Source organism: Bradyrhizobium sp. 1 (genome assembly GCF_023073315.1).
In the GTDB taxonomy this organism is placed as follows: Bacteria; Pseudomonadota; Alphaproteobacteria; order Rhizobiales; family Xanthobacteraceae; genus Bradyrhizobium.
Genome location: NZ_JADPJH010000014.1, coordinates 452,690 through 478,024 on the forward strand (window position 1 = coordinate 452,690; position 25,335 = coordinate 478,024).

Sequence of the window (25,335 nt, forward strand, 5' to 3'; positions counted from 1 at the left end):
CGCGCGGATTGACAGCCCGGCGGGTGTTTTGCCCGTCGGGCGACGCAAGCTGTTGTAGCCCGGCGCTACCCGCCGAAATCCCGCGGACTGAACGGCAGGTCCAGCACCTTCCATTCCTCGTACTTGTCCACCGGCAGCATCTTGTAGGGCTGGCAGGCCTGGAGCGCGCTCATCGCGGACTTCACGATGGCCACGCCCTTCGCAGACGGCGGCGCTTCGATCAGGATCGGCTCGCGCGCCAGCGTGCCGTCGGTGGCGAGCACCGCGCGCAGCTTGACGCGCACGGCATCGGTCGGCGCAACACCGGCCGGCAGTTTCGAACAGCTCCGCAAGTGCCGGCGAAGCTCGGCGACGACCTCAGGCGGCAGCTTGGCTCCGATCGAATCCTTGGCGTCGCCACCGTCATCCTTCGGCGCGTCTTTCGGCTCGGGCGGCAATTCGGGCGGTAGGCCCAGCATGACGCCGTATTTGACGGTGACGTCGGGTTCGGGCGCCTGATAGACCGGGGGAGCCGCCTGCGGCTCCGGCGGCGCCGGTGACGACTGCGGCGCCGGCTGAGCCTGCGACTGCGGCAGCGGCTGTTGCGGCGGCAATTGCGATGGCTGCGGCTGGGGCTGCGAAGGCTGAGGCTGCTGAGCTTGCGGTTGCTGAGCGGTAGCCTCGCGCTGCTTCGGCGCTTGTGAGGGTTGCGGCTGCGGCTGTTTCTGCTGCGCCGGCTGCTGCGGTTCGGGGGAGGATTTCTGCTGCGATGATTGTGGCGAGGCCTGCGGTTTGGCGGCCGGCTTCGGTGCTGCCTCCGCCTTGTCCTTGTCGGTGACATCCAGCTTCGGCAGTCGCAGCTCGGGGGTCGGGGTTGGCGTGGGCTCCGGCGCCTTCTCCTTTGCGGCCTCCTCCGCCTTCGTCTCCTGCTCCTTCACCTGCTCCGGCGTGACGATGTCGACCGCAACAGTCTCGGGTGGCGCGGCGTGGAACGGATGGACCTCGCTGATCAGGATGATCAGCCCCACCAGCGTCAGATGCGCGATCGCAGACGCTGCAAGGTCCGTCCGTATGATCTTCCGCAGTTCCATCGCCTGACTTTGGGTTTCCGGGCTGGTCCTAGCATAACGGAGGCCCCCCTCAATCCCATTTTGGCGCGAAGCCGAAATCGGTCAGGCGGCCCCTGGGATTGGCCAACGCGGCGATCCGGGCCATCTCGTCGTCCGCCAACTCGAAATCGAAGATCTCGATGTTTTCCGACAAGCGCTCGACGCGCGAAGTCCGCGGGATTGCAGCAACATTCTGTTGCACAAGCCAGCGCAGGCAGATTTGGGCCGGCGTCTTGCGATGGGTTCGCCCGATCCCGGCGAGCGTCGGGTCGGTCTTGATCCGGCCCTTGGCGACCGGACTGTAGGCGACCAGCGCGAGGCCGTGCTGGTCGCAGGCCGCCCTCACCTTCGTCTGGTCAAGATAAGGATGGTACTCGACCTGGTTGCAGACGAGCGGCTCCGGCGACAGCGCGACCGCTTGCTCGATCAGCGCCACCGTGAAGTTGGAGACGCCGATATGGCGGGTCAGACCCATGCGCTTGGCATGCGACAGCGCACCCAGTGTCTCCGCCAGCGGCACGTGCGAATTGGGCCAGTGCAGCAGCAGGAGATCGACGGAAGGAAGCCGCATGCGCGCCAGGCTTTCCTTGACCGAGCGTTCGAGGTCGTGAGGCGCGAAATGGTTGGTCCAGACTTTTGTCGTCAGAAAGATATCGTCACGGCGCACCCCGGAGGAGCGCAAGCCGTCGCCGACCTCGCGCTCATTGTCGTAGGCCTGTGCGGTGTCGATGTGGCGGTAGCCGAGGCGCAGCGCCTGCTCGACCACGCGGGCGCAGGTGCGCCCGCTCAGCTCCCAGGTCCCGAGCCCGATCGCCGGGATCCTTGCACCAGTGGCCTCGACGAACAGCATGAGGAATCCCCTCTGTTGCGGCAGCCCCGGACGCCATTATGGACCTCGCCCGCGACGCTGCCAACGCAAGCCGCCGGCCGCGAGGCCGGATCTTCAGGGCAATGCTAACGGGAGGTTCGCGCGAGGTTTTGCCGTCAGGCTTTTGCGAGCGCCTGGAACACAGTGTCGGGCGCGTGCGCGATCACGGCGAGCAGTGCGCGGGCCGGTCCTCGCGGGGCGCGCTTGCCCTGCTCCCAGTTGCGGATGGTCTCGACGGGAACGCCGAGTTTTGCGGCGAACTCCATCTGGGTCAGGCAGGCACGGCGGCGCAGATCGCGTACCGCATGAGAGCTGGTGTCGGCGGGCGCGATATTCGCCGCCGGCTGGACCGGAAATGGCTGCACCGGAAGCTCTTGCCCGTCCCGCAACTCGACGATCCGTCCGTCCGCTTTCAGCCGCACACGCATGTCCATTTCCCCAAGCCCGGGTGATGATGCGGCAGCACGCTTAAGTTCGGATTAAAGATAGCGGTCTCGTGCCCCGGACGCGGCGCAGCGCTTCTACAGCGGTGCGCTGCAGAGCCGGGGCCCATCTCGCGGCGACGTATCGCGTCGCTTTCTGGGTCCCGGTTCTGCGCAGCAGCGCTACGCGCCGCAGCGCGCCCGGGACACGAGCGAGAGAGCGTACGCTCCAGACTCCCCTTACCTCAATCCGAACCAGAGCGTCGCAATGCCGAGGAACGAGAAGAAACCGACCACATCCGTCACCGTGGTGACGAACGTGCCTGACGCCACGGCCGGATCGGCCCTCACACGTTCGAGCGCCATCGGGATCAAAATGCCGCCGAGCGCGCCGGCGAAGAGGTTCACGATGATTGCAAGTCCGATGACAATGCCGAGGCCCGGGATCTTGAACCAGGCCACTGCCGCGATGCCCGTGATCACGGCGAAGGCAAGCCCGTTGACGAGGCCGACCAGGCCTTCGCGCATCACCACGCGCCAGGCGTTGGAGGAGCCGAGCTCGCGGGTCGCCAGCGCGCGCACCGCGACCGTCATGGTCTGGGTCGCGGCATTGCCGCCCTGGCTCGCCACGATCGGCGCCAGCACGGCGAGCGCGACCATCTTCTCGAGCTGGCCCTCGAACAGGCCGAGCACGGAGGACGCCAGGAAGGCGGTGGCGAGATTGACCAGCAGCCAGTTGAACCGGGCACGCGCGATGGTGAACACGGTATCGGAGAGTTCTTCGTCGCTGTTGACGCCGCCGAGCGCCTTGAGGTCCTCGTCCGCCTCCTCCTCGATGACGTCGACAACGTCGTCGACGGTGATGACGCCGACGAGGCGATCCTGGGTGTCGAGCACCGGTGCTGCGACGAGATTGTACTTGCCGAACATGCGCGCCACCTCCTCCTGGTCCTCCAGGACGGAGACGCGGCGGCGGTCCTCGTCGGTCAGCTCGGCCAGCGCCACCGGGCGGCGGGCGCGGAGCAGGACGTCGAGCGAGACCGCGCCATGCCAATGCTGGTCCTTGTCGACGACATAAATCTCGTAGAAACGGTCGGGCAGATCCGGCGTCTCGCGCATGTAGTCGATCGCTTGCCCGACGGTGAAATCCTGCGGCACCGCGATGAACTCGGTCTGCATCCGGCGGCCGGCGGAATTTTCCGGATACAGCAGGCTGCGTTCGAGCGCGACGCGCTCCTTCAAGGGCAGCTTCTCGAGGATCTCCTCCTGCTCCGCCTCGTCGAGGGTTTCCAGCAGCTCGACCGCGTCGTCGGATTCGAGCTCGCGGACACCTTCCGCGACCGTCTCCGGCGGCAACTCCTCGAGGATGTCGTCGCGGACGGTCTCGTCAACTTCGTTCAGTGCGGAGAAGTCGAAGTCGCGCCCGGTCAGCTCGACCAGGCGGACGCGGTCATCGGGCTCGAGCGCGCCGATCAAATCGCCGAGATCGGCCTCGTGCAGCTCGGCGACGCAGGCGCGCAGTGCGGCGCTGTCGCCGGCCTCGATCGCATGGGCAATTTCCGCGACGAATTCGTGCCTGATATCGCCGTCTTCATTGCGCATCGGCACGTGGTCGAGTACCGAATCCGCAGCGGATGGGGCACCGTCCATATGTTCATCCATGGTGCGCCTCGCCGTTTGACAGGTTGGAACGAGTGGTCTGAGCTGATGGTTCAGGCAATACCCACAAGGCAACTCTGAGCGCAATGGCAAAGATGCTTCGGCGGAAATGGACCTCGATGTCGCTGGCTGCGGTCCTCGCGGCCCTCTCCGGCATCGCCTCAACGGATGCTGCCGAGTGCCCACGCAAGGACGCGCTCGGCACCTCGCGCATTCTGAGCGTCGATGCCAAGACCACGCCGCGCGTCGGCCTGAAGAGCTTTCCGCAGACGCTGGCGCTGGCCGATCACGAGGTCGTGCTGACCTTCGACGACGGCCCGCATCCGCCGACGACGTCGAAGGTGCTGGCGGCGCTGGCACAGGAATGCGTGCGCGCGACCTTCTTCCTGATCGGCCTGCACGCCTCCGAGCACCCCGACATGGTCAAGCGCATCGCGCGCGAGGGCCACACCATCGGCCACCACACCTGGTCACATCCGTTCATGGCGCGGATCCCGTTCGAGAAGGCAAAGACCGAGATCGACCGCGGCATTGCCGCCGACGAGATGGCGCTGAAGGGCACCTCGACGACGACACCCTCGACGCCGTTTTTCCGCTTCCCCTATTTCGAGGCGACGCAGGCCGAACTCGACCTGCTGCAGTCGCGCGGCATCGTCGTGTTCGGGGCAGATCTCTGGGCCAGCGACTGGAACGAGATGACGCCGGAACAGGAATTGAAGCTCGTCACCGAGCGCCTCGCCGCCGCGGGCAAGGGTATCATCCTCTTCCACGACCCCAAGGCGCGCACCGCCGCGATCATGCCGGCCTTCCTGCGATATCTGAAAGAGAACGGATTTCGCGTGGTTCACGTGGTCCCGGCGGGCCTGTCACAGAAGAACGCCGATACGCGCTGATGCCGGAATGTCACGTCGGCGCAAAATGGGGTGACCTAGGCCCTGTTAACAATCTGTTCATGATACGCCATGCAAGGATGGAAGGTATTGCACCTGAACCGTTTCGGTGCGTCTCCGACCACCTATGGCGGCAATCGCGTAAGAGGGCAGACGGGGTTCATGATCGGAAGTAGCGTTGTTTTTCGGACGCGATCGTGGATCGTCCTCTGTCTCGGCGGATTCCTCGGGTTTCTGACCGTCGGTGCGCCGGCGGCCGTCGCAGCCGAATGCCCCGGCCATCCTGACGCGCTCGGGACCTCCCGCACCCTCGTGGTCGATCCGCACGAGCATCCGCGCATCGGCACCATGCAGTATCGCGAGACGCTGCCGCTGAAGGACCATGAAGTCGTCCTGACCTTCGACGACGGTCCGCTGCCGAAATATTCGAACCAGATCCTCAAGATGCTCGATGACGAGTGCATCAAGGCGACCTTCTTCATCATCGGCGAACAGGCCAAGGCGAACCCGGAAGGCGTGCGCAAGCTGGTGGCCGCGGGCCACACCGTCGGCACCCACAGCATGACGCATCCGCTCACAATGGACCGGATGCCGCTCGACAAGGCCGAGGCGCAGATCAATGGCGGCATCGAGTGGACATCGGCCGCAATGACGGATCCGTCCAAGCTCGCGCCGTTCTTTCGCATTCCCGGCCTGATGCGCGCCGACGCCGTCGAGAACCTTCTGATCTCGCGCGGCATCCAGGTCTGGAGCGCCGACTTCCCCGCCGACGACTGGCGCCATGTGTCGTCCGACCGCGTCTACCAGCTCGCGATGCAGCGGCTGGAGGCCAAGGGCAAGGGCATTTTGCTGCTGCACGACATCCAGCCGCGCACCGTTGCGGCGCTGCCAAAAATCATCCGCGACCTCAAGGCGCGCGGCTATCGCATCGTCCATGTGGTGCCAGCGACCGCCGACCTGCCGGCGACGCCGACGACAGCGGTGGAATGGCTGCTGCATCCGCCGACCGAGACGACGCCGATCGCGCGCTGGCCTTCAGTTCCGAACTTCGTGTTCACGCAGACGAGGACGCTGCCGGCGCCCTCGCTGGCCGACCTCAATGCGCAGACCGAGCATCAGCCGGTGCTGCCGCGCCGGACCAAGGGGCAGTTGGATGTCGCAGCCACCCTGCCCGTCCCCGGCCACGATCTCTTTGCGATCCCGGAAGGCTCGATCGAGGTGCTGCTGTCGACGACCCTGTCGCGGCGCGCCGCAACGCGGCTGGCGATGGCGGCCGAGGCACCCCGCGCGGGCAAGGGCAAGTCTGGAAGCATCAGGGCGGGCAAGTCACGCGTCGGCCGGACCGCGCACGCTGCACACGGCACGCCGAAGCATGCCGCGCAGGCCAACGGTACTGCACAGAAGGGGACAACGCCCCGCCCGACCCGGATCGCGACCAGCGTGAAGAAACGCGCTTAAGCCGTCACTGCCGCATGATGGCGGCAACGCAGAGCAGCACGATCAGCGCCAGGAAGAACAGGTCCATATAGGACTTCAGCTCGCCGTCGCGGCGCAGCCGGGCCACGTCGGCCACAACCTGCTTGCGCGCGCTGGTCCCGCCCGAGCCGTCGTTGATCGGGCCCTGCAAGCGCTTCGTCTCGGCCTCCAGCCTCTCGATCTTCTGGTAGAAGTAGAATGCGCGCAGCGTCGAGGCGGCGCGCATGCCGGCATAGACCAGCACCAGGATCGCGATGATCGCCCGGTTCTGGTATTTCTCCATGAAGTTCAGGCTGAAATAGACCATGGCCATGAAGGCGAAGTTGGTCACGAAGCGGTAGACGAAGCTTAGAAAGACCATGCTGGCTCCAGCCTTGAGCGGTACGACCGTTTGGCTTCCGAGAGTTCAGGGATACGGACCACGGGCCGGAACAGCCGAGCTGAACGCCGCGCAAGGCCCGTCTACGCCAACTTTGTTTCAACAAAGATACGATCGTCCGCGCAATTGCCGCCTTTTAGCCACGCGCGGCCATAATGCAAGCCGGACCGCGCCGACCGGCCCGTTCCGCGCGCGGTACGCCACGGCTCAATGGAGATTTGGCGGAAGTCGCGCTAGACTATCCGGTGCCGCCACATCTGGGGTCTGCCGATGCCGAAGAAGGGAATCACGGGCCACGACGACTGGGTTCTGACCGAGGCGCTCGCGACCGCGCTGGTCGCGCTGGAGCAGCTCGAACCCAAGCACCGGCCGAACGCGCATATGGACGACATCCGCAAGATGCTGGCGAACGGCAAGGAGCCGGCGGCGGTGAGCCTGCACCTCGCCCAGGCCAAATGCCGCCTGTTTCCGGATGTCGATCCGCTGGAGATCTACAAGGAATACGGGATTGGCGAGGAATATGGTTGAGGGGCCGCGCCTCCGCCCGACGCTAGTTTCCGGACAGCTTGAGCAGCGGGCACTCGCTCTGGCTGAGCGGAAGATAGGCGTCTTCGGCGGGTATCTTCTCGACGACGTTGTAATAGTCCCAGGGGGTCTTGATCTCCGCGGGCTTCTTGACTTCGACGAGATAGAAATCGTGCACGAGCTTGTTGTCGGCGCGCAGCCGTGCGCCTCGCGCGTAGAAATCGTCCACCGGCATCGCGCGCATTTTATCGAGCACCGCGCCCGTCTCGTCCGTTCCAGCCACAGCTGCCGCTCTCAGATAGTGTAGCACGGCGGAGTAGACGGCGGCCTGCGGCGCGGTCGGCATGGCCTTGTGGAGCTTGTAGAACCTCTGGCCGAACGCGCGCGTCTCATCGTTGAGGGCCCAATACCAGGCCGTGACGGTCGTCAGTCCCTTGGCGGTTTCGATGCCCATGGCGTGCACGTCGGTCAGGAACATCAGCTCGGCGACCGGCTTCTGAGACCCCATGTTCATTCCGAACTCGTGCCATTGCTTCATCACGGTCACGAGCTGCTCACCGGCATTGGCAAAGGCGACGACCTTGGCCTTCGAGGCCTGGGCTTGCAGCAGGAACGAGCCGTAATCGGCGTTTCCGAGCGGATGAAAGACGGCACCAAGCGACTTTGCGCTTCCTTCCGCAAGCACACGCTGGGACACCTCCACCATGTTGCGTCCGAACGCGTAGTCGGCCGCGATGAAGAACCAGCTGTCGTAGCCCTGGGACACCAGCCTGCGAACCGATCCGGAGACGAGATTGTAATTGTCGTGCAGCCACATCAACCCGGTGCGCGAACATTGCTTGCCGCCGATCTCGGTGGTGCCGACCGCCGAATAGATGACGATCTTGTTCTTGTCGCGCGCAATCGACTGGATGGCGAGCGCCACCGCCGAATTGCCGACATCGGCGACCATGTCGACGCCGTCAACGTCGAACCATTTGCGGACAATTTGGGCACCTATATCCGGCTTGTTCTGATGGTCGGCGAAGATGATCTCCACCTTGATGCCAGGAGTCGCCCTCTGAAAATCCTCAATGGCCAGCTTTGCGGCGACGACGGAGCCTGGTCCGGAATTGTCCGACAATGGGCCGGACTGATCGTTGATGATGCCGACCTTGATAACACCGCCAGAGAAGTCGGCAGCCGCGCTACGCTCCGCTAGCGCGACCGAACCCAGCGTCAGGGCAAGTCCGAAGGTGAACCGGGCGAGCGGGACGCGCCATGACTGCAACTTCCGAACACGACAAGGCGCCATTGCCCCCTCCATTCCAGCATCGCGACGGATGTCAGCGATGACCTGCCCCAATGATCCCGATTCCGATCGCCGATTTCGCAGGTGCTATCCCTGCTGACCCACGGCCTTCCTGACGAACTCCAGCCGCCGCGCCTGCGCCGGCGCGACGCGCTCCTTCATCGCCGCGACGATCGCAGCCGGTGCCGTATCCGGCGAGCCGGCCTCGAACGGTGGCGCGGGATTGTATTCCATGCGGAGCTGGATCATCTCCGCAGCCGCCCGGCCCCTCAACATCGAGACCAGGGTGAGCGCGAAATCGATGCCCGCCGTGATGCCGCCGCCCGTCATGCGGTTGCGATCGATGCAGACCCGCTCGCGCGACACCGAGGCGCCGAAGAACGGCAAGGCATCGACGGCCGTCCAGTGCGTCGCCGCGCGATATCCCTGCAAGAGGCCGGCAGCGCCGAGCACGAGCGAGCCGGTGCACACCGACGTGACATAAGTCGCGCCCCTCTCCTGCCTGCGCAGGAACGCCAGCACCTCGTCGTCGAGCATCAGCTCGTCGGTGCCGTAGCCGCCGGGAACGCAGATCACGTCGAGCTGCGGGCAATCGGCGAAGGTAATGGTCGGCGTCAGCATGATCACGGAATCGCTTGGCACGGGTTCGATGCGTTTCCAGACCAGATGCACAGTCACATCAGGCAGGCTGGAGAAGACTTGCGCCGGACCAGTGAGATCGAGCTGGGTGACGCGGGGAAAAACCAGAAGACCGATTTGCAACGGACCCGACATGACCAACCTCGACATCGTGCTTGACGGTGACAGCCTGTCATGTTCGCCTTGAGATCGGAAACGGCGTAATTCCCTCATTTTTGGACGCGTCCATGATCGGCTTCCTGATCTTTCCCGAATTCCAGTTGCTGGACGCGGCGGGCCCGATCTCGGTGTTCGAGATCGCAAGACGTCACGCGCCGCATGCGCCGCGCGTGATCACGGTCGCGGCCAGAGCCGGCGCGGTGCGCAGTTCGTCGGGCACCGAGATGCTGGCCCGCGGCTTGCGATCGGCAAGCGGGGTCACGACGCTGTTCGTGGCCGGAGGCGAAGGCGTCGAGGCCGCCGCGCGTTGCAGGACGACGATCGCTTTCATTCAAAGGCTGGCGCGGCGCGGCGTGCGCATCGCCAGCGTGTGCTCCGGCGCCTATCTGCTCGCCGAGGCAGGACTGCTGGACGGCCGCTGTGCAACCACACACTGGTCCTGCACAAGCGACTTCACCGGGCGCTACCCGAAGATCAGGCTGGAGCCTGACCAGATCTTCACCCGGGATGGTCACGTCTGGACGTCGGCTGGCATCACGGCAGGGATCGATCTCGCACTCGCCATGATTGCCGAGGACCATGGCGAGGAGATCTCGCAAGCCACCGCCCGGCAGCTCGTTCTCTATCATCGCCGCGGCGGCGGGCAGTCGCAGTTCTCGACCCTGCTCGAAATCAAGACGCCGAACGGCCGCTTCGGCGGCCTGTTGTCCTGGGTGCGCGAAAATCTGGACGCGCAGCTCACGGTCGAGGCGCTTGCCGAGCGCGCGGGATTGAGCGCGCGGCATTTCGTGCGCTCCTTCATCGCCGAAACCGGCTCGACGCCGACCAAGGCCGTCGAGCGATTACGTGTCGAGGTGGCGCGCGAGCGCGTGCAGTCCTCGGGCGAGGCGATCGAACGCGTCGCGCAATCCACCGGCTTTCGCGACCCCGAGCGGATGCGCCGCGCCTTCATCCGCGCCTTCGGCCAGCCGCCGCAATCGCTACGGCGCTCCGCACGGAGTGCGTGAGCAGAAATCGATCGCTCCGCAGCGGGCGAGTAACGTCAAGCAACCAGATGTTCGCGTGAATTTCGGCTGAGCCCGCAAAACGACTTGACGACGGCGCCGACAATGAATGTAATGTTATAACATTACATATCCAGTCCCAATGCCCTCTCTCAAGCGTCGTCGTCCTATCCCGTTGAAAAGGCTCTTCGATCTCCATGCCCAAACTCCCCGTCACCGTCTTGTCCGGCTTCCTCGGGGCTGGAAAGACCACTTTGCTGAACCACGTCCTCAACAACCGGCACGGCCTGAAGGTGGCGGTGATCGTCAACGACATGAGCGAGGTGAACATCGATGCGGATCTGGTCCGCGATGGCGGTGCGAACCTGTCCCGGACTGACGAGAAGCTGGTCGAGATGACGAACGGCTGCATCTGCTGCACGCTGCGCGACGACCTCCTGAAAGAGGTGCGCGCCCTCGCCGCGAACGGCCGCCTCGACTATCTCCTGATCGAATCCACCGGCATCTCCGAACCGCTGCCGGTTGCAGCGACCTTCGATTTCCGTTCCGAGGACGGCGAAAGCCTCTCCGACGTGGCACGCCTCGACACCATGGTCACCGTGGTCGACGCGGTGAACCTGCTCAGGGATTATTCGTCGACGGATTTTCTCGAGCAGCGCGGCGAAGCGCTGGCAAACGACAAGCGCACGCTGGTCGATCTGCTCGTCGAGCAGATCGAATTTGCCGACGTGATCGTTCTCAACAAGGTCGACGACGCCTCGCCGGCGCAACGCGAAGCAGCGCGAAAAATCATCCGCGCGCTCAATCCGGAAGCGGAGCTGATCGAAGCCAACCACAGCCGGGTCGCCTTCGATCGCATTCTCGACACCGGCCGGTTCGACTTCGAAAAGGCGCAAGCGCATCCGCTCTGGTTCAGGGAGCTCTACGGCTTTGCCGACCATATGCCGGAGACGCAAGAATACGGCGTCACCAGCTTCGTCTATCGCGCGCGCCGGCCGTTCGATCCCGAGAAATTCGACAAGTTCGTGAGGGAGCCCTGGCCGGGCGTCATTCGCGCCAAGGGACATTTCTGGCTGGCGACGCGCCCGCAATGGCTTGGCGAGATCAGCCAGGCTGGTTCGATCACGCGCACGGATGCCCTTGGCTTCTGGTGGGCGAGCGTGCCCGCAGAGCGATGGCCGGATGATCCGTCCTGGCGCAAGCAGCTGCGCGCGAACTCGAACGAGATCTATGGCGATCGCCGCCAGGAGATCGTGTTCATCGGCACCGGCATGGATGAAAACGCGATCCGCGCCCGCCTGGACGCCTGCCTCGTCCCGGGAAAGCCTGCGATGAGCGTCACCGAATGGGCCAAGCTCGCAGACCCCTTCCCGGTCTGGCGTCGCGCGGATCAGATCGCCCAGGCGGACCACCAATGACCGAAATCGTCCGCTTCGTTCCGAAATCCGAACTCGAGCGAGAGCGCCTCATCCGCGAGGCGCGTGCGATCTACGACAGCATTTTCCCGCCGGTCACTTTGACCGGCGGACAAGCTGATGATCGCTTGGACCAACGGGCGCCGTGCGAGGCACTCACCGAAATCCAGCCGAAACAACGATAGGGATGAAGGCGATGCGCTCGGAAGGCGCGCGCAGTCATTGTCGGCTCAGCCGCCATATTGCTGCTTCATGTATTTCAGGTAGTTGCCGAGGTGGTGCTGCCAGAAATAGTCCTGCGTCTGGCATCCCGGCGTCCCATCGGTCGGGTTGCCGCCCGGGTTGGCGAATAGCGGCAGCAGCGCGCCGACGTCGGCATAGTTTAGCGAGGCCTGAAGCTGGTCGAGAATCTGTTGGATCACATCCGAGATCGTTGATCCCGTGATCGGTGCGGCATTTGCCGCGCCGAGATCGGCGGCATTCAAATGGATCGTCTCGGACATCAGTCTCAAGGAAAGACTCTCGACCCGCAGCTTGAGCCGCCTCACCGCATCGTCGCGAACACGATTGACCGCGCTCTCACCGTCGGTGATGACGCTGCCGAGCGCGATCAATGCCTCGGGATTGGGAGTGCCGCCGAATCCACGCAGCGGATTTGGCGTGTTGAGGTCTGATATCCACTCCAGGGCAAACGGCGCCTGCGGCACCCAGTCCTGCGTCGACGTCACCGCCCAGCCATATCCGTCGACCGCGGCAAGCCGCGCGTAATCGTATGCGTAATGGTCGTTGCCGCCCTTGGCGGGCGCGAAGGTATATGTCTTGTAGACCGGCCCCTTAAAAACATCCGTCGAGTGCCGGACCAGCGAGGTCAGCAGCGTAGCGATCGAGGCACCCTGGCTGTGCCCGGTGAGGTAGACGTCGTTGCCCTGCTCCGCGAGCAGCGCCAGAGTCACGAACAATGGGCTATCGGTGGTGAACAGCATGAGCAGCAAACTCAGAGCGAAGCCCGAATGCACACCGGCTTTCACCGCGCTGTCACCCTCATCGCGGGCGAGGTAAAACGGCAGCGAGATCGAATCGAGCTTCACGTCAAAGCGCGCGTTGATCAGGGGGAACAGCAAGTCGGCCAACACGCTGGCCGCACTTGTGACCGTGCCGCGCACTGCGATCGCGTATTGGGTGGTGTCACTCTGGTTCTGCCAGACCTGCCAGTAATTATCCAACAGCGTGGCACTCGTCGGGGTGAGGTCCTTGCGGATCGCCCAATTTGAACTTGGATCGGGCACGGGGGGCACGCCGCAGGTTGCCACCGCTTCGGACAGCGATGGCGTGCCGGCATAGGCATGCTGCGCCATCTCGAGCAGAAGTTGCGCCTCCGCGAATTGGAATCCCGGCTTGAGCGTCATGCTGCCCTCCTTGCAAAGGTGCCCGACTCCGACAGCCCGTGCTCGGACCCGGGAGCCAGCGACCGATCATTCGCATCTCTCGGGGATTATCAATTACAGCGTGTTATTTTACAAGAACGCAATATTAAGATGTCGCTCGATCGTGGCGAAAACGACATCATCTCGGCAAATCGGATTGGCTGAACAGATTCGCTCAGACGCATCTCGTCCGATGCAGCCACTTTCGCCTGATGTTTGATGATCAGATCATCGACTTGATCTGCAGGTGGATTTCGGCCGAAACAGGCCCCTACCCCGGCCAAAACGGCGTAATCCGCCGTATGGTGCGCTCGGAGGGACTCGAACCCCCACGGTGTTACCCACTGCCACCTCAAGGCAGCGCGTCTACCAATTCCGCCACGAGCGCAAGGAGATACCGGCCTGAGGTCGTTAGGCTGGCCGGATCAGCGGTCGCCGATCTAACAAATCCATCAGAGGGATACAAGCCTGCAAGGGCCCCGAATTCCACAAGCTTGGAAGGAAAATCCCTATTCACTGCCCGGATCGGCCCTATCGGGTGCCGAAGCCCTGTTAGGCCGCTACCGCGTCCCCTGCGTGCGCGGCAGCATCTGCTTGACCTCGACCGCGATTCGATTGCGGTCCACCAGCACGACGCCGGAGGCGACCGGCAGGTTGTTTGCCAAAACCTTGACCTCGTCGGCCTCGGTTGCGTCCAGCTCGATGATGGCGCCGCGGGAAAGACGTAATACTTGATGGATCGGCATGGTGGTCGTCCCGAGGACGACCATGAGATCCACGGTGACTTTATCGAGAGTGGGCACTGTCAGGACCGCCGCAACTTGGGACTAGGACTATGCACTCGGCATTTGCGCCTGCGATCATCACCCCGTTATGGTTAGCCAATGGTTAATTCGCCTCAAAACCCTCGCCAAAACCTGGATTTAACGCCGTTTTCCGCTGCTGGCGGCGAACCCGTGGAGTGGCGGATTTCGGACACGCCCGTGCCCTATCCGGACGCGGTTTCCGCCATGGAGGCGCGAGTCGCGGCGATTGCGGCAGGCGAGGCTCCGGAGCTGGTCTGGCTGCTCGAACACCCCCCGCTCTACACCTCCGGCACCTCGGGCAAGGATAGCGACCTTCTCGATCCCAAATTCCCGACCTTTGCCACCGGGCGCGGCGGGCAGCTGACTTATCACGGGCCCGGCCAGCGGGTGGCCTATATCATGCTCGACCTGAAGCGCCGCCGGCCTGACGTGCGGGCCTATGTCGCGAGCCTGGAAGAGCTGATCCTGAAGACGCTCGCCGCCTTCAACGTTCGCGGCGAGCGGCGCGAGGACCGGGTCGGCGTCTGGGTGAAGCGGCCCGACAAGGGGCCCGAGCACGAGGACAAGATCGCCGCGATCGGGGTGCGGCTGAAGCGCTGGGTCTCGTTCCACGGCATCGCCATCAATGTTGAGCCGGAGCTTTCGCATTTCGCCGGCATCGTGCCCTGCGGCGTCGCCGATCCCCGCTACGGCGTGACGTCACTGGTCGATCTCGGCCAGCTCGTGGCCATGGCCGACGTCGATATCGCTCTGCGCCAAGCCTTCGAGGAGCTGTTCGGGCCGACCAAGGCGTTGGTACCGGAAGTGGCTGTCTAGCGTTTCCTGTTGGAGACGCACTGCCCGCGTTCTCCGCTCGCACGGAATCGGTTATGCTTGATTCCGGTGCCGCCCACGCCTCCCCCCTCCGCCGGGAAAGCAGACCTCATGCCGGGCGAGTTGATCATCGAACCGACTGTTCGAGCACTGGGCATAAGGAGGGATTGCGTTTCAGCTCGCAATGGGAGGTTCTCTATGAAGTTGTCCGCACCCATCTATCATCTGAAGCGCAAAGCAAAACGCTTGTCGCGCGAGGAAGGCGTTCCGCTCCACACAGCACTTGACCGCGTTGCCGCGAGCGAAGGGTTTTCCGCCTGGAGCATGCTCGCGGCGAAAGCTGGCGCGGCCACGCCGGCCAATCGCCTGTTCCCACAATTCCAGCCGGGCGATCTCGTGCTGGTCGGGGCGCGCCCCGGCCAGGGCAAGACGCTGATGAGCCTCGAACTTGCCGTGGAGGCCATGAAGTCGGGCCATCGCGCCGTGTTCTTCTCGCTCGAATACACCGAGAGGGACGTTCTGGATCGCCTCCGCGCGATCGGCGTAGATCCCGCGCAGTTCGACAAGCTGTTCGAGGTCGATTGCTCCGATGCGATCAGCGCCGACTATGTCGTCAAGCAGATGGCCGCAGCGCCACGCGGCACGGTCGTGGTGATCGACTATCTGCAACTGCTCGACCAGAGGCGGGAAAACCCTGATCTCACCGTTCAGGTGCGCACGCTGAAATCGTTCGCACGGGACATGGGACTGATCGTGGTCTTCATCTCGCAGATCGACCGGTCCTATGATCCGTCGATGAAAGCCTGTCCTGATCTCAGCAATGTCAGGCTACCAAACCCGCTGGATCTAAAACTGTTCGACAAGACGTGTTTCCTGAACAATGCCGAGGTTCAGTTCAGCGCGGCGAGCTGATGATCAGGCCGCGGGTGAGATTGCTCACCCGCGGCTTACGGCATCACGCCGCCTGCAGCGACACCTCAAGCTTGCCGGCGATGTATCGCCGCTCCTGGGTCAGGCCGCCAAAGCCGTACGCGTCGCCCTTGACCTCGTCGACATGCAGATAGGTCTCGGAATGCAGCGGCCCCAAAATCTCGGCCATGCGCTTGAACATGGCAGCAAGATAGGCTGCCTTCTCGTCCTTGGTGTTGGTGCCTTCGCTGACGTGGATATCGATCCAGTAGCTGGCGAGCTTCTGCTCGGCGAGCGACTTGCCGCCGGCGAACCAGTCGCCGGCATCGACTGACTTCACGATGATGGCGGTCACCTCCGGGTCCTTGTGCAGGATTTTTGCGGTGAGCTCGGACACGGCATTCGCAATGTCGGCCTTCAGCGAGGCCGACTGGCGGGAGCTGGTGTAGGACACGGTGATCAGGGGCATGGTCGTTCTCCTCAAGGTGTCGCGCGATTTGCGCGGCGTTGGAGAGAAGCTAGACCTTCGCCCGTCATTTTGATATGTTATCTCTGTTGATACCAGTGATAAGTATTCATAATGACTGCCACACTCGACATCGCCACCATCAAGGCCTTCCTGCTGGTTGCCGAGCTCCAGAGTTTTACCCGTGCTGCCGAGGCGCTCGGCACGACCCAAGCTGCTGTCAGCCTCAAGCTGCAACGGCTGGAGACTTTGCTCGGAAAGCGCCTCGTCGAACGCTCGCCGCGTGCGGTCCGGCTCACCGCCGAGGGCGTGGGCTTCCTCGATCGCGCCCGCGTGCTGATGGCCGCGCATGACCGCGCGCTGTCGGGCGAGGCTCCCATCGCGCAGTCGCTCTCGCTCGGCATCTCCGACCACGCCGCGGGCCCGGAACTGGTGCCGCTGCTCGAACGTCTGCACACGATGTCGTCAAATCTCCCTCGCCGTCACCATCGGCTTCTCGCGCGCGATGCAGGATGCCTATGACGCGGGCGAGCTGGATGCGGTGATCGTCCGCCAGGAAGGAAGCCGCCGCGGCGGCGAGAAGCTGACTGTGGACGAGTTCGGCTGGTTCGCATCACGCCGCTTCGCGTTGCCGAAGGGTGAGCCGCTGCCGCTCGCGACACTCGCCCCGCCCTGCGGCGTCCGTGCCGTCGCCGTCCGCGCGCTCGACAAGGCCGGCATCGCCTGGCGCGAGCGCTTTGTCGGCGGCGGCGTCACCGCCGTGGTCGCGGCTGCCCTCGCCGGACTTGCCATCGCGCCGCTGGCGCGGCGGATCGCACCTCCCGGGCTGATCGACATCGGGCTCGCGCACAAGCTGCCGAAACTCGGCAGTTCGAAAGTGATGCTGCATTCGAAAGTCAGCGATCCCGCCAAGCTCGCGGCGTTGCGCGCGGTCGCGGCAACGTTTCGCAGCGTGGCGGCTTAGCGCTCAGATCGCCGACGCTCTCGCCCGCGTATCTGCCCGCGACAAACCAATATGCGATCCCAGCGAGGCATCCAGCCAGACCAAAGAGCGCATCAAACAGAAGGCTGGTCCTGAAAACAAGATCGGCAATCAAGGCTCCTATCGCAGCGCCGGTCGGCGCGTAGAACAGTACGGAGCGAATTCGCAATGACTCGCTGAACAAGATCACGAGCGCAGCCGGCATCATGCTTAGTAAGCAGGTAAGGACCAACATCAACAAGACAAACACGACTACGGCGACAGTGGAGCCCAGGCTTTCCTGGAAACCTCGATAGGGCAGCATCAGGATCGTTCCAATGACTGGCAACGCCCCCAATGTCGTCGCTGCCGTCAAGCATCCTCGAAACCAACCGTTCACCACGCGCGGGCAGCTATCGCAGGACATGCTCTCACCTCACAAGATCGCCTCGAACGCGCTGCGCAGCGTCTCGTGCCGGAACACAAAACCGCGGCTGAGCGCCTTGTTCGGCAGCACGCGCTGGCCGCCGAGGAGAAGCTCCTCCGCAAAGCCGCCGCCGATCCGGCGCAAGAGGCCGCCGGGGATGCGGAACACCGCGGGCCTGTGCAGACGGCGGCTGAGTTCCTCGGTGAATTTTGCATTGGTGACCGGGATCGGCGCGGTGGCGTTGACGGGGCCAGTGAGATCTGGCGTTGCCATCACATAGGCGATCAGCCGGATCAGATCGTCGCGCTCGATCCAGGACATCCACTGCCGCCCGGTGCCGATGGGACCGCCGAGCCCGAACTCGAATGGCGTCAGCAGGCGCGTGATGAAGCCGCCTTCCGTGCCGAGCACGAGGCCGATGCGCAGATTGACCACGCGCACGCCAAGCTGCTCCGCCGGCCGCGCCGCATTCTCCCAGGCCGCGCAAAGCTCGTGGCTGAAGCAGGCGTGGGACTTCGCCGATTCCGTCAGGACCTGATCGGCCCAAAGTCCGTACCAGCCGATCGCGGAGCCGCTGACGAGCACCTCGGGCTTGCGGTCGAGCCGCGCGATCAGCTTGACGACCTCGCCGGTCATGTCGATGCGGGAGTTGATGATCTTCGCGCGCTTCGCCTCGGTCCACAGGCCGTTGCCGATCGGCTCGCCGGCAAGATTGACGATGGCGTCGATCTGCGTGTCCGACGCGAGTTGATCGAGGCTGGTGATCAGCGTGACCGGCGGCGGCAGCATCCCGGCGTTCGCGGGGTTGCGGATCAGCGCGATGACGTGATGTCCGGCACCCCCGAGGCTCGCCGCAAGGCGGCTGCCGATGAATCCGGTGGCGCCTGATATCAGCACGGTCTTGCGGCCGGGAAGTTTTTCAACGAGCCCCAGCGCGGGGACGCTTCGCATGCGGCCGAGCCGGCGCATCGCCGCAAAGTCCCTGACGCCGCAGAGCGCTGCACCGACCGCGCAGGCGGTCGCCGCAAGACTGAGCAGGCCCTGATAGATGACAGTCACGCCAAAGGGCTGCATCGCCCAATCGATCAGCACGGGCAGCAGCAGCACCAGGATGGCGCCGTAATTGATCGCGAGCAGCGTGTGGTTGATGCGCTCGCTCGGCGGCAGTTTTCGGCTCAGATCCTCCTCGACGAAATCCATCAGCGTGATGACGATCTCGGCGACCAGGACTGCGACGATCGCCAGCGCCAGCACGCCATAGACCTCGAGCCAGCCGAGCAGCAGGAACAGCAGCGCATAGAGCATGTTGCGGATGCCATGCAGCTTCAGCTCGAAACGCTGTGACGGACGCCAGGCCAGGCGTTCGGTGAATTCATGGTGATAGAAGGTGTCGAACACGCCCATCACGATCTGGATGGCGATGAGCGTCCACAACAGCGGCGTCATGATACGGTCTCCCTGAACATGGCGGACTGGTGGATCAGCGCGCCATAACGCGGATGAATGACATCGAGGGTGAAGCGGAAGGCACCCTCGCCGAGATCGCTGTGCGTCACCGTGAGGTCGCCCGGCGTGAGCCATTGCGGCAGCGGGATCCAGAAGCGTCCGAGCTGCAACCCATAACCAGCGCTGCGGAAGGTCAGCGTCTCGTCTTCGACCGCGATGCGCAGCGCCATCGAAACGCCGAAGCCGACATATTCCTCGAGCCCGGTCGGCCCGGCAAAACGCTTGGCGGAATGGATCACCTGCGGAAAGCCGCGCTTGCGCGCGCAGATGCGGGTCCAGGTCTGGCCGCCGGTCGCGCCGTCCTCGGTGACCGTGACGATCATGGGCACACCGGTGTCGCGACCGGTCGGCAACGGGCCGCCGATCAGGCGCGCGGCCTGCGCGAACCACCATCCGATGTCATTGAAAGCGACCTCGTCGACCACGCCGACATAGACGACGCTGTCGCCGTCGGCGACGCGCTTTGAAAAGCGCCGCCAGGTCGCGAGCGGCAGGCGGCCCCAATCCTCGTCGGACAGCAGCGCGCGGAAGCGGCGGTCGTCGAGCAGCTTGATGTGAGCGGCGGGTGATGCGTTGGAGCCTGATAATCGAGCCGACGTCATCGTACCCTCCTCAACGCTATTTGGCCTTGCCCAGCGGCAGCAGGCTGGCGATCTTCTCGCCGAGTTTCATCAGCGCGACCAATCGCGGCCGCGGCACCTTCAGCATCTGCATGAACCAGTGGTCGGCGAGCTCGGTGAAGGCGAGCATCTCCTTCAGCCGTTTGCTCGCGACCGGATTGATGGTGGGGTCGTCGGTGGCATCGGACACGCAGGCCCGGAGCGCCGTGATCGCCGGGTCGAGTTCCCGCTCCTTGCGCCGCGCCGCGATCCGAGCCGCGACCTCCCAGATATCGGTCTCGGCCTCGTAGTGGTCGCGGCGGTCGCCAAGGATCGGCACCCGCCGGATCAGGTTCCAGGCCAGCAACTCCTTGAGCGAGTTGGAGACATTCGAGCGTGCCATACCGAGCGTGTCGGCGATGTCCTCGGCCGTCATCGGCGCCTCGGCGAGATAGAGCAGCCCGTGGATCTGGCTGACCGAGCGATTGACGCCCCACTGATCCCCCATGTCGCCCCAATGCAGGATGAAGCGCTCGACGGCGGCAGGGAGTTTCTTCTTTCCGGTTATTTCTGTCATGACAGAAATATCTGATAATCGCGATTGCATGTCAAGTGCCCGGCCTGCGCTGCTGCATACCGCCGGGCTGATTTGCCTAAGAATCCTTCAGGCGGCGGGAACCAAACGAGCATTCAAGCGTTTGTCCCCGTCGAGGCGGGGTCCGGAATGGTTAAAAAGTCCAGTCAACAGAGAGACTTGTTCGAAAGCGAGCGCAGTTTCAGGCTGTTGGTGGAGGGAGTCGCGGACTACGCGCTCTACATGCTCGACCCCACCGGGATCATCACAAGCTGGAACATTGGTGGCGAGCGCATCAAGGGCTACTCGCCCGACGAAATCCTCGGCCAGCATTTCTCCCGCTTCTACACCGAGACCGACCGCGCCAACGGCAAGCCTGCCCGTGCGCTCGGCATCGCACGCGACCATGGCCGCTACGAGGAGGAAGGCTGGCGCGTCCGCAAAGACGGCACGTTCTTCTGGGCGAGCGTCATCATCGACCCGATCACCGAGGACGGCAACCTCGTCGGCTTTGCCAAGATCACCCGCGACATCACGGAGCGGCGCAATGCGCAGCTCAAACTGGAAGCGATGCAGACGCAGCTCGCCGAGTCACAGAAGTTCGATGCGCTCGGACAGCTCACCGGCGGCGTCGCGCACGACTTCAACAATCTCCTGATGATCATCAGCGGCAGCCTTCACATCCTGAAGAAGGACGTCCCCGATGACACCAAGCTGCAGCGCGCCATCTCGGCGATCGATACCGCCACCAAGCGCGGCGCCGCGCTGACCAGCCAGCTCCTGACCTTCGCGCGGCGCCAGAGCGTCAATCCACAGGCGATCCGCTTCGGCGACCGTATCGAGGCGATCCGCGAGGTGCTTCACGCCGGCGTCGGCAGCGCCGTTCGTCTCGCCTTCGAGATCGACCGCGAGGTCTGGCCGATCAGGGCTGACGTCTCAGAGTTCGAGACCGGGCTGCTCAATCTCGTCATCAACGCCCGCGATGCCATGCCAGACGGCGGCACGGTAACGATCGGCGCGCACAACATCGTCCTGGACGATCCGCTGCATAGCGGCGAGTACGTCGCCATCACCGTCGCCGATACCGGGCTTGGCATCCCCTCCGACGTCGTCGACAAGATCTTCGAGCCGTTCTTCACAACGAAGCCGGTCGGAAAAGGCACCGGCCTCGGCCTGTCGCAGGTGCACGGCTTCGCGCATCAGGCCGGCGGCACGGTCAAGGTCGCAAGCGAGCTTGGCAAGGGCACCATTTTCACCATCCTGCTGCCGCGTCAAACCGCGACCGTATCGATCGAGGCACCCGATCCCGTGCCGGTTCTCGGCAACGGCACGGTGCTGCTGGTCGAGGACAATCCCGATGTCGCCATCGTCAGCATCGGCTTGCTGGAGCAGCTCGGCTATCGTGTGCGCCGGGTCGCGGATGCTGAGTCCGCGCTGCGCGAGCTTGAGCATAACGGCGTCGACTTCGTCTTCTCCGACATCGTCATGCCCGGCAAGATGGACGGGCTCGGCCTCGCCCATCATTTGCGCCAGGTCCACCCCGGCCTGCCGATCCTGCTCGCCACCGGCTACAGCGAAGCCGCCGCCGACGTCCGCGGCGAGTTCCCGATCCTGCGCAAGCCGTATGAGATCCACGAGCTGAGCGAGGCGATTTCGAAGCTGCCGCGGTGACTCTTAACCTCGCCGCACCTACACCGTCGGCAACACCGAGAACGCTTCCCCCGCCCTGCGCAAGTTCAGCTCATCCGCACTCGCCGTCTCACTCGTCACGCTGTCGACGCGCGACGACGGCGGGCCGTGGCGGCACAGGGCGACCATGTCGGCAACATGCTTCGGCGTGCCCGCGAACAGCGCTTCCACGCTGCCGTCGCTGCGATTGCGGACCCAGCCTCCCAGTCCGCACGTGGTGGCCTGATATTCGACCCAGGCGCGATAGCCGACGCCCTGCACGCGCCCACGGATCATGACCTGGAGGATCGCCTGGCTCATTTCTTCAGCCCGAGAAAGTCTGCGTTGCGCGCTTTTACCTCGGCTTCGCGCATGACGCGATTAGTCAGCTCCGCTGACGGCAATCCCGTCAGCGCCTTCGGCGGCGTGCCCTCGCGCAGCGCCTTTTGCGTCTCGTAGACAGCCTGCGTCGCGGCCGCGATCGGCGCGTGGCCCTGGAGCGCGATGCGCACGCGCTGGCTGGTGAGATAGTCGATCGCGTTCAATTCGTCCGGCGCACCACCGAGCACGATCGGCAAATGGGTGGCGGCGACAATCGCCTCGAGCTCGGCGCGCGACTTGATGCCGGTGAAGAACAGCGCGTCGACGCCGGTCGCCTCATAAGCCCTGGCACGGCGGATGGTGTCGTCGAGCGACGTGACCGAGGCAGCACCGGTGCGGCCCATGATGACCAGCGAGGGATCGCCACGGCCATCGAGCGCGGCCTTCATCTTGCCGACGCCTTCTTCCAGCGAGATCAGCTGCGGCTTGGCTTCACCAAAGGCGGCCGGCAACAGCGTGTCCTCGATAGTGAGGCCGGCAGCGCCCGCGGTCTCCAGCTCCTGCACCGTGCGGCGCACGTTGAGCGCGTTGCCATAGCCGTGATCGGCATCGACCAGCACCGGCAGTGCCGCTGCGCGCGACATCCGCCGCATCTGCTCGCAAAGCTCGGTGAGCGTGATCAGCGTAACATCAGGGTCGCCGAGCACCGCGAGCGAGGCAACCGAGCCGCCGAACATGCCGATGGGAAAGCCGAGGTCCTCGGCAATGCGGATCGAGATCGCGTCGTAGACCGAGCCGGGATGGATGCAGGCTGAGCCCGACAGGATCGAACGCAATTTCTCGCGGCGGGAACGAAAGGCCATGGTGCCCTCTCAAGTATTGCGACGCAGCCGCAACATACTCCGTCGGTGCTTGTGGGCCCCGGCGAGAGCCCCACTCACATTCTTACGCAAACTCCAGGATCAGCGCGTCGACCGCAAGCGTGGCCCCCGCACTGGCGTGGATCTTCTTCACGGTGCCGTCCTGCTCGGCGCGGAGCACGTTCTGCATCTTCATGGCTTCGACCACCGCGAGCGTCTCGCCGGCCTTGACCTCCTGACCCTCGGTCACCGCGATCGAGACGATGAGGCCGGGCATCGGACAAAGCAGTTTCTTGCCGGTGTCGGCAGCCGTCTTCACCGGCATCAGCTTCGCCGATGCCGCTTCCGCTTCCGTCCAGACATAGACCGGCACCTCGACGCCCTGATGCGCGAGGCGGATGCCGTTGGCGATCGGGCGTGTCTGCACCGCAACGACATGGCCGTCGATGGTACCTTGCCAGACCGGATCGCCCGGCTTCCATGCGGACTGCAACAGATGCGCATCACCGGCCTTGCCGGCGGCATCGACGAAGCGGATCGCGATTGCCTCGCTTTCGCGCGCGACCTCGAGCAGAATCTCCCGGCGGTCGAGCCAGACCGCGCGGCGGCGCTCGCGTTGCACGATGCGACCGCCCATCTGGCCCGAGATCTGCCGCTTGCGCTCTCCTAACACGTGGTCGACGGCGGCGCCGACCGCGGCGATCCGACGCGCGACCTCGCCTTCGGGCACGCGCACCGCAAAACCCTTGGGGAATTCCTCGGCGATGAAGCCGGTCGAGAGATTGCCTTCGCGCCAGCGCGGATGGTGCATCAGCGCGGACAGGAACGGGATGTTGTGACGGATGCCGTCAACATAGAACGAATCCAGCGCGACGGCCTGCGCCTCGATGGCGGCCGCGCGCGAGGGCGCATGCGTGACCAGCTTTGCGATCATCGGATCGTAATGGATCGAGATCTCGCCGCCTTCCTGCACGCCGGTGTCGTTACGCACGGTGATGCCGTCCTTGCTGACTTCTGCCGGCGGACGGTATTTCACCAGACGCCCGATCGAGGGCAGGAAGCCGCGGAACGGATCTTCGGCATAGAGGCGCGATTCCACCGCCCAGCCGGTCAGCGTGACGTCCTTCTGCGTCATCGCGAGCTTCTCGCCGGCGGCGACGCGGAGCATCTGCTCGACGAGATCAACGCCGGTCACAAGCTCGGTGACGGGATGCTCGACCTGAAGGCGGGTGTTCATCTCCAGGAAGAAGAAGCTCTTGTCCTGCCCCGCGACGAATTCGACGGTACCGGCGGAATCGTAGTTCACGGCCTTGGCGAGCGCGACGGCCTGCTCACCCATCTTGCGGCGGGTGGCTTCGTCGAGCAGCGGCGACGGCGCTTCCTCGATGACCTTCTGGTTGCGGCGCTGGATCGAGCATTCGCGCTCGCCGAGATAGATGACGTTGCCGTGCTTGTCGCCCAGCACCTGGATCTCGATGTGGCGGGGATTGACGATGAACTTTTCGACGAAGACGCGGTCGTCGCCGAACGAGGCCTTGGCCTCGGCCTTGGCGAGATTGAAGCCCTCGGACACTTCGGCTTTGGAATGCGCGATGCGCATGCCCTTGCCGCCACCGCCGGCGGAGGCCTTGATCATCACGGGATAGCCGATCTCGTCGGAGATCTTGACCGCGTGCTTGTCGTCCTCGATCACGCCGAGATAGCCCGGCACGGTCGAGACCTTGGCTTTCGCAGCCGCCTTCTTGGATTCGATCTTGTCGCCCATTGCGGCGATCGCGCCGGGGTTCGGGCCGATGAAGACGATGCCGGCGGCTTCCAGCGCGCGCGGAAACGCCTCACGCTCGGACAGGAAGCCGTAACCGGGATGCACGGCCTCGGCGCCGGTCTTGCGGCAGGCCTCGACGATCTTCTCGATCACCAGATAGCTCTCGGCCGCGGCGGGCGGCCCGATCAGCACGGCCTCGTCGGCCATCTCGACATGGAGAGCATCGCGGTCGGCCTCGGAATAGACTGCAACCGTCTGAATGCCCATGCGGCGAGCGGTCTTGATGACCCGGCAGGCGATTTCGCCGCGATTGGCGATCAGAATGCGTTTGAACATGCTTTTCTTGAATCTCGACCTTGGGCGGGACCCTTCCCTGGCCGTCGAGACCTGTGGGGAACGGGCCGTGTGGCTCCCGTGGTAC

General features: G+C 64.3%; 25 protein-coding genes, 1 tRNA gene and 1 pseudogene. 10 read left to right on the forward strand and 17 right to left on the reverse strand.

Annotation, left to right across the window (positions count from 1 at the left end; all coding sequences use genetic code 11):
* Positions 1–65 precede the first annotated feature (65 nt).
* The 4 genes from IVB29_RS10820 to mgtE all read right to left on the reverse strand — a co-directional run bounded on the left by IVB29_RS10820 (position 66) and on the right by mgtE (position 4,040).
* The gene (locus tag IVB29_RS10820; RefSeq protein WP_247503367.1) at positions 66–1,070 is read right to left on the reverse strand and encodes a hypothetical protein; all 1,005 of its coding nucleotides are present in this window, start codon (positions 1,068–1,070) and stop codon (positions 66–68) included.
* Positions 1,071–1,119: 49 nt separating this feature from the next.
* On the reverse strand, positions 1,120–1,938 hold the full coding sequence (locus tag IVB29_RS10825) for an aldo/keto reductase (RefSeq protein WP_247503368.1): 819 nt from the start codon (positions 1,936–1,938) through the stop codon (positions 1,120–1,122).
* Between the two features lie 134 nt (positions 1,939–2,072).
* A complete protein-coding gene (locus IVB29_RS10830) occupies positions 2,073–2,390 on the reverse strand; it encodes a helix-turn-helix domain-containing protein (RefSeq protein WP_247503369.1) in 318 nt (105 codons plus the stop codon).
* 228 nt (positions 2,391–2,618) lie between these two features.
* The gene (mgtE, locus tag IVB29_RS10835; RefSeq protein ID WP_247503370.1) at positions 2,619–4,040 is read right to left on the reverse strand and encodes a magnesium transporter; all 1,422 of its coding nucleotides are present in this window, start codon (positions 4,038–4,040) and stop codon (positions 2,619–2,621) included.
* 116 nt (positions 4,041–4,156) lie between these two features.
* Here mgtE and IVB29_RS10840 point away from each other — a divergent pair, with 116 nt between their 5' ends.
* Both IVB29_RS10840 and IVB29_RS10845 read left to right on the forward strand, forming a co-directional pair.
* Entirely contained in the window at positions 4,157–4,930 is a 774-nt protein-coding gene (locus IVB29_RS10840) for a polysaccharide deacetylase family protein (protein ID WP_247503534.1), read from the forward strand.
* Positions 4,931–5,089: 159 nt separating this feature from the next.
* Positions 5,090–6,385 (forward strand): polysaccharide deacetylase family protein, encoded by a 1,296-nt coding sequence (locus IVB29_RS10845; RefSeq protein ID WP_247503371.1) that lies wholly within the window; start codon positions 5,090–5,092, stop codon positions 6,383–6,385.
* Between the two features lie 4 nt (positions 6,386–6,389).
* Here IVB29_RS10845 and IVB29_RS10850 read toward each other — a convergent pair whose 3' ends face one another.
* The gene (locus IVB29_RS10850; protein WP_247503372.1) at positions 6,390–6,764 is read right to left on the reverse strand and encodes a hypothetical protein; all 375 of its coding nucleotides are present in this window, start codon (positions 6,762–6,764) and stop codon (positions 6,390–6,392) included.
* A gap of 288 nt (positions 6,765–7,052) precedes the next feature.
* Here IVB29_RS10850 and IVB29_RS10855 point away from each other — a divergent pair, with 288 nt between their 5' ends.
* A complete protein-coding gene (locus IVB29_RS10855; RefSeq protein WP_247503373.1) occupies positions 7,053–7,310 on the forward strand; it encodes a hypothetical protein in 258 nt (85 codons plus the stop codon).
* A gap of 22 nt (positions 7,311–7,332) precedes the next feature.
* Here the strand turns inward: IVB29_RS10855 and IVB29_RS10860 are convergent, their stop codons facing one another.
* Together IVB29_RS10860 and IVB29_RS10865 are read right to left on the reverse strand one after the other, a co-directional pair.
* Positions 7,333–8,601 (reverse strand): ABC transporter substrate-binding protein, encoded by a 1,269-nt coding sequence (locus IVB29_RS10860; RefSeq protein ID WP_247503374.1) that lies wholly within the window; start codon positions 8,599–8,601, stop codon positions 7,333–7,335.
* Positions 8,602–8,685: 84 nt separating this feature from the next.
* A complete protein-coding gene (locus IVB29_RS10865) occupies positions 8,686–9,372 on the reverse strand; it encodes a DJ-1/PfpI family protein (RefSeq protein WP_247503375.1) in 687 nt (228 codons plus the stop codon).
* Positions 9,373–9,464: 92 nt separating this feature from the next.
* Here IVB29_RS10865 and IVB29_RS10870 point away from each other — a divergent pair, with 92 nt between their 5' ends.
* The 3 genes from IVB29_RS10870 to IVB29_RS10880 all read left to right on the forward strand — a co-directional run bounded on the left by IVB29_RS10870 (position 9,465) and on the right by IVB29_RS10880 (position 12,000).
* Positions 9,465–10,403 carry a GlxA family transcriptional regulator gene (locus tag IVB29_RS10870; protein ID WP_247503376.1) on the forward strand — a complete coding sequence of 313 codons (939 nt, stop codon included), beginning with the start codon at positions 9,465–9,467 and terminating at the stop codon, positions 10,401–10,403.
* A gap of 194 nt (positions 10,404–10,597) precedes the next feature.
* Positions 10,598–11,818, forward strand: coding sequence for a zinc metallochaperone GTPase ZigA (gene zigA, locus IVB29_RS10875; RefSeq protein WP_247503377.1), 1,221 nt, complete (start codon positions 10,598–10,600; stop codon positions 11,816–11,818).
* A complete protein-coding gene (locus tag IVB29_RS10880) occupies positions 11,815–12,000 on the forward strand; it encodes a hypothetical protein (RefSeq protein ID WP_247503378.1) in 186 nt (61 codons plus the stop codon). Before zigA ends, IVB29_RS10880 begins: the two co-directional genes overlap by 4 nt.
* Positions 12,001–12,045: 45 nt before the next feature.
* Here the strand turns inward: IVB29_RS10880 and IVB29_RS10885 are convergent, their stop codons facing one another.
* The 3 genes from IVB29_RS10885 to IVB29_RS10895 all read right to left on the reverse strand — a co-directional run bounded on the left by IVB29_RS10885 (position 12,046) and on the right by IVB29_RS10895 (position 14,042).
* A complete protein-coding gene (locus tag IVB29_RS10885; RefSeq protein ID WP_247503379.1) occupies positions 12,046–13,221 on the reverse strand; it encodes a hypothetical protein in 1,176 nt (391 codons plus the stop codon).
* A gap of 321 nt (positions 13,222–13,542) precedes the next feature.
* Positions 13,543–13,627 (reverse strand) — tRNA-Leu (locus tag IVB29_RS10890).
* Positions 13,628–13,799: 172 nt separating this feature from the next.
* Positions 13,800–14,042, reverse strand: a complete 243-nt coding sequence (locus tag IVB29_RS10895) for a FliM/FliN family flagellar motor switch protein (protein ID WP_008141759.1) — start codon at positions 14,040–14,042, stop codon at positions 13,800–13,802.
* Positions 14,043–14,123: 81 nt separating this feature from the next.
* On the opposite strand from IVB29_RS10895, the gene lipB reads away from it, so the two are divergent.
* The gene (gene lipB, locus IVB29_RS10900; RefSeq protein WP_247503380.1) at positions 14,124–14,861 is read left to right on the forward strand and encodes a lipoyl(octanoyl) transferase LipB; all 738 of its coding nucleotides are present in this window, start codon (positions 14,124–14,126) and stop codon (positions 14,859–14,861) included.
* A gap of 195 nt (positions 14,862–15,056) precedes the next feature.
* Positions 15,057–15,770: a DNA helicase gene (locus IVB29_RS10905; protein ID WP_247503381.1), complete on the forward strand. Its 714-nt coding sequence runs from the start codon at positions 15,057–15,059 to the stop codon at positions 15,768–15,770.
* Positions 15,771–15,813: 43 nt separating this feature from the next.
* Here IVB29_RS10905 and IVB29_RS10910 read toward each other — a convergent pair whose 3' ends face one another.
* Complete coding sequence (locus IVB29_RS10910) at positions 15,814–16,236, reverse strand: 4-oxalocrotonate tautomerase family protein (RefSeq protein ID WP_247503382.1); 423 nt, start codon at positions 16,234–16,236, stop codon at positions 15,814–15,816.
* Between the two features lie 111 nt (positions 16,237–16,347).
* Between IVB29_RS10910 and IVB29_RS10915 the strand changes: the two are divergent.
* A pseudogene (locus tag IVB29_RS10915) lies at positions 16,348–17,197 on the forward strand (LysR family transcriptional regulator).
* Between the two features lie 433 nt (positions 17,198–17,630).
* Here the strand turns inward: IVB29_RS10915 and IVB29_RS10920 are convergent.
* The 3 genes from IVB29_RS10920 to IVB29_RS10930 are packed head-to-tail and all read right to left on the reverse strand — an operon-like array spanning position 17,631 to position 20,303.
* The gene (locus tag IVB29_RS10920) at positions 17,631–19,067 is read right to left on the reverse strand and encodes a TIGR01777 family oxidoreductase (RefSeq protein ID WP_247503383.1); all 1,437 of its coding nucleotides are present in this window, start codon (positions 19,065–19,067) and stop codon (positions 17,631–17,633) included.
* The gene (locus IVB29_RS10925) at positions 19,064–19,729 is read right to left on the reverse strand and encodes a DUF4166 domain-containing protein (RefSeq protein WP_247503384.1); all 666 of its coding nucleotides are present in this window, start codon (positions 19,727–19,729) and stop codon (positions 19,064–19,066) included. The genes IVB29_RS10920 and IVB29_RS10925 overlap by 4 nt, the downstream gene beginning before the upstream one ends.
* 16 nt (positions 19,730–19,745) lie before the next feature.
* Entirely contained in the window at positions 19,746–20,303 is a 558-nt protein-coding gene (locus IVB29_RS10930; RefSeq protein ID WP_247503385.1) for a MarR family transcriptional regulator, read from the reverse strand.
* Between the two features lie 147 nt (positions 20,304–20,450).
* Here IVB29_RS10930 and IVB29_RS10935 point away from each other — a divergent pair, with 147 nt between their 5' ends.
* Complete coding sequence (locus IVB29_RS10935) at positions 20,451–21,971, forward strand: PAS domain-containing sensor histidine kinase (protein WP_247503386.1); 1,521 nt, start codon at positions 20,451–20,453, stop codon at positions 21,969–21,971.
* 18 nt (positions 21,972–21,989) lie between these two features.
* Here IVB29_RS10935 and IVB29_RS10940 read toward each other — a convergent pair whose 3' ends face one another.
* From IVB29_RS10940 to IVB29_RS10950, 3 genes are all read right to left on the reverse strand, one after another.
* Positions 21,990–22,289, reverse strand: a complete 300-nt coding sequence (locus IVB29_RS10940) for an acylphosphatase (RefSeq protein WP_247503387.1) — start codon at positions 22,287–22,289, stop codon at positions 21,990–21,992.
* Positions 22,286–23,152, reverse strand: a complete 867-nt coding sequence (locus tag IVB29_RS10945; RefSeq protein WP_247503388.1) for an isocitrate lyase/PEP mutase family protein — start codon at positions 23,150–23,152, stop codon at positions 22,286–22,288. The genes IVB29_RS10940 and IVB29_RS10945 overlap by 4 nt, the downstream gene beginning before the upstream one ends.
* 82 nt (positions 23,153–23,234) lie before the next feature.
* Positions 23,235–25,250, reverse strand: coding sequence for an acetyl/propionyl/methylcrotonyl-CoA carboxylase subunit alpha (locus tag IVB29_RS10950; RefSeq protein WP_247503389.1), 2,016 nt, complete (start codon positions 25,248–25,250; stop codon positions 23,235–23,237).
* Positions 25,251–25,335: the final 85 nt, after the last annotated feature.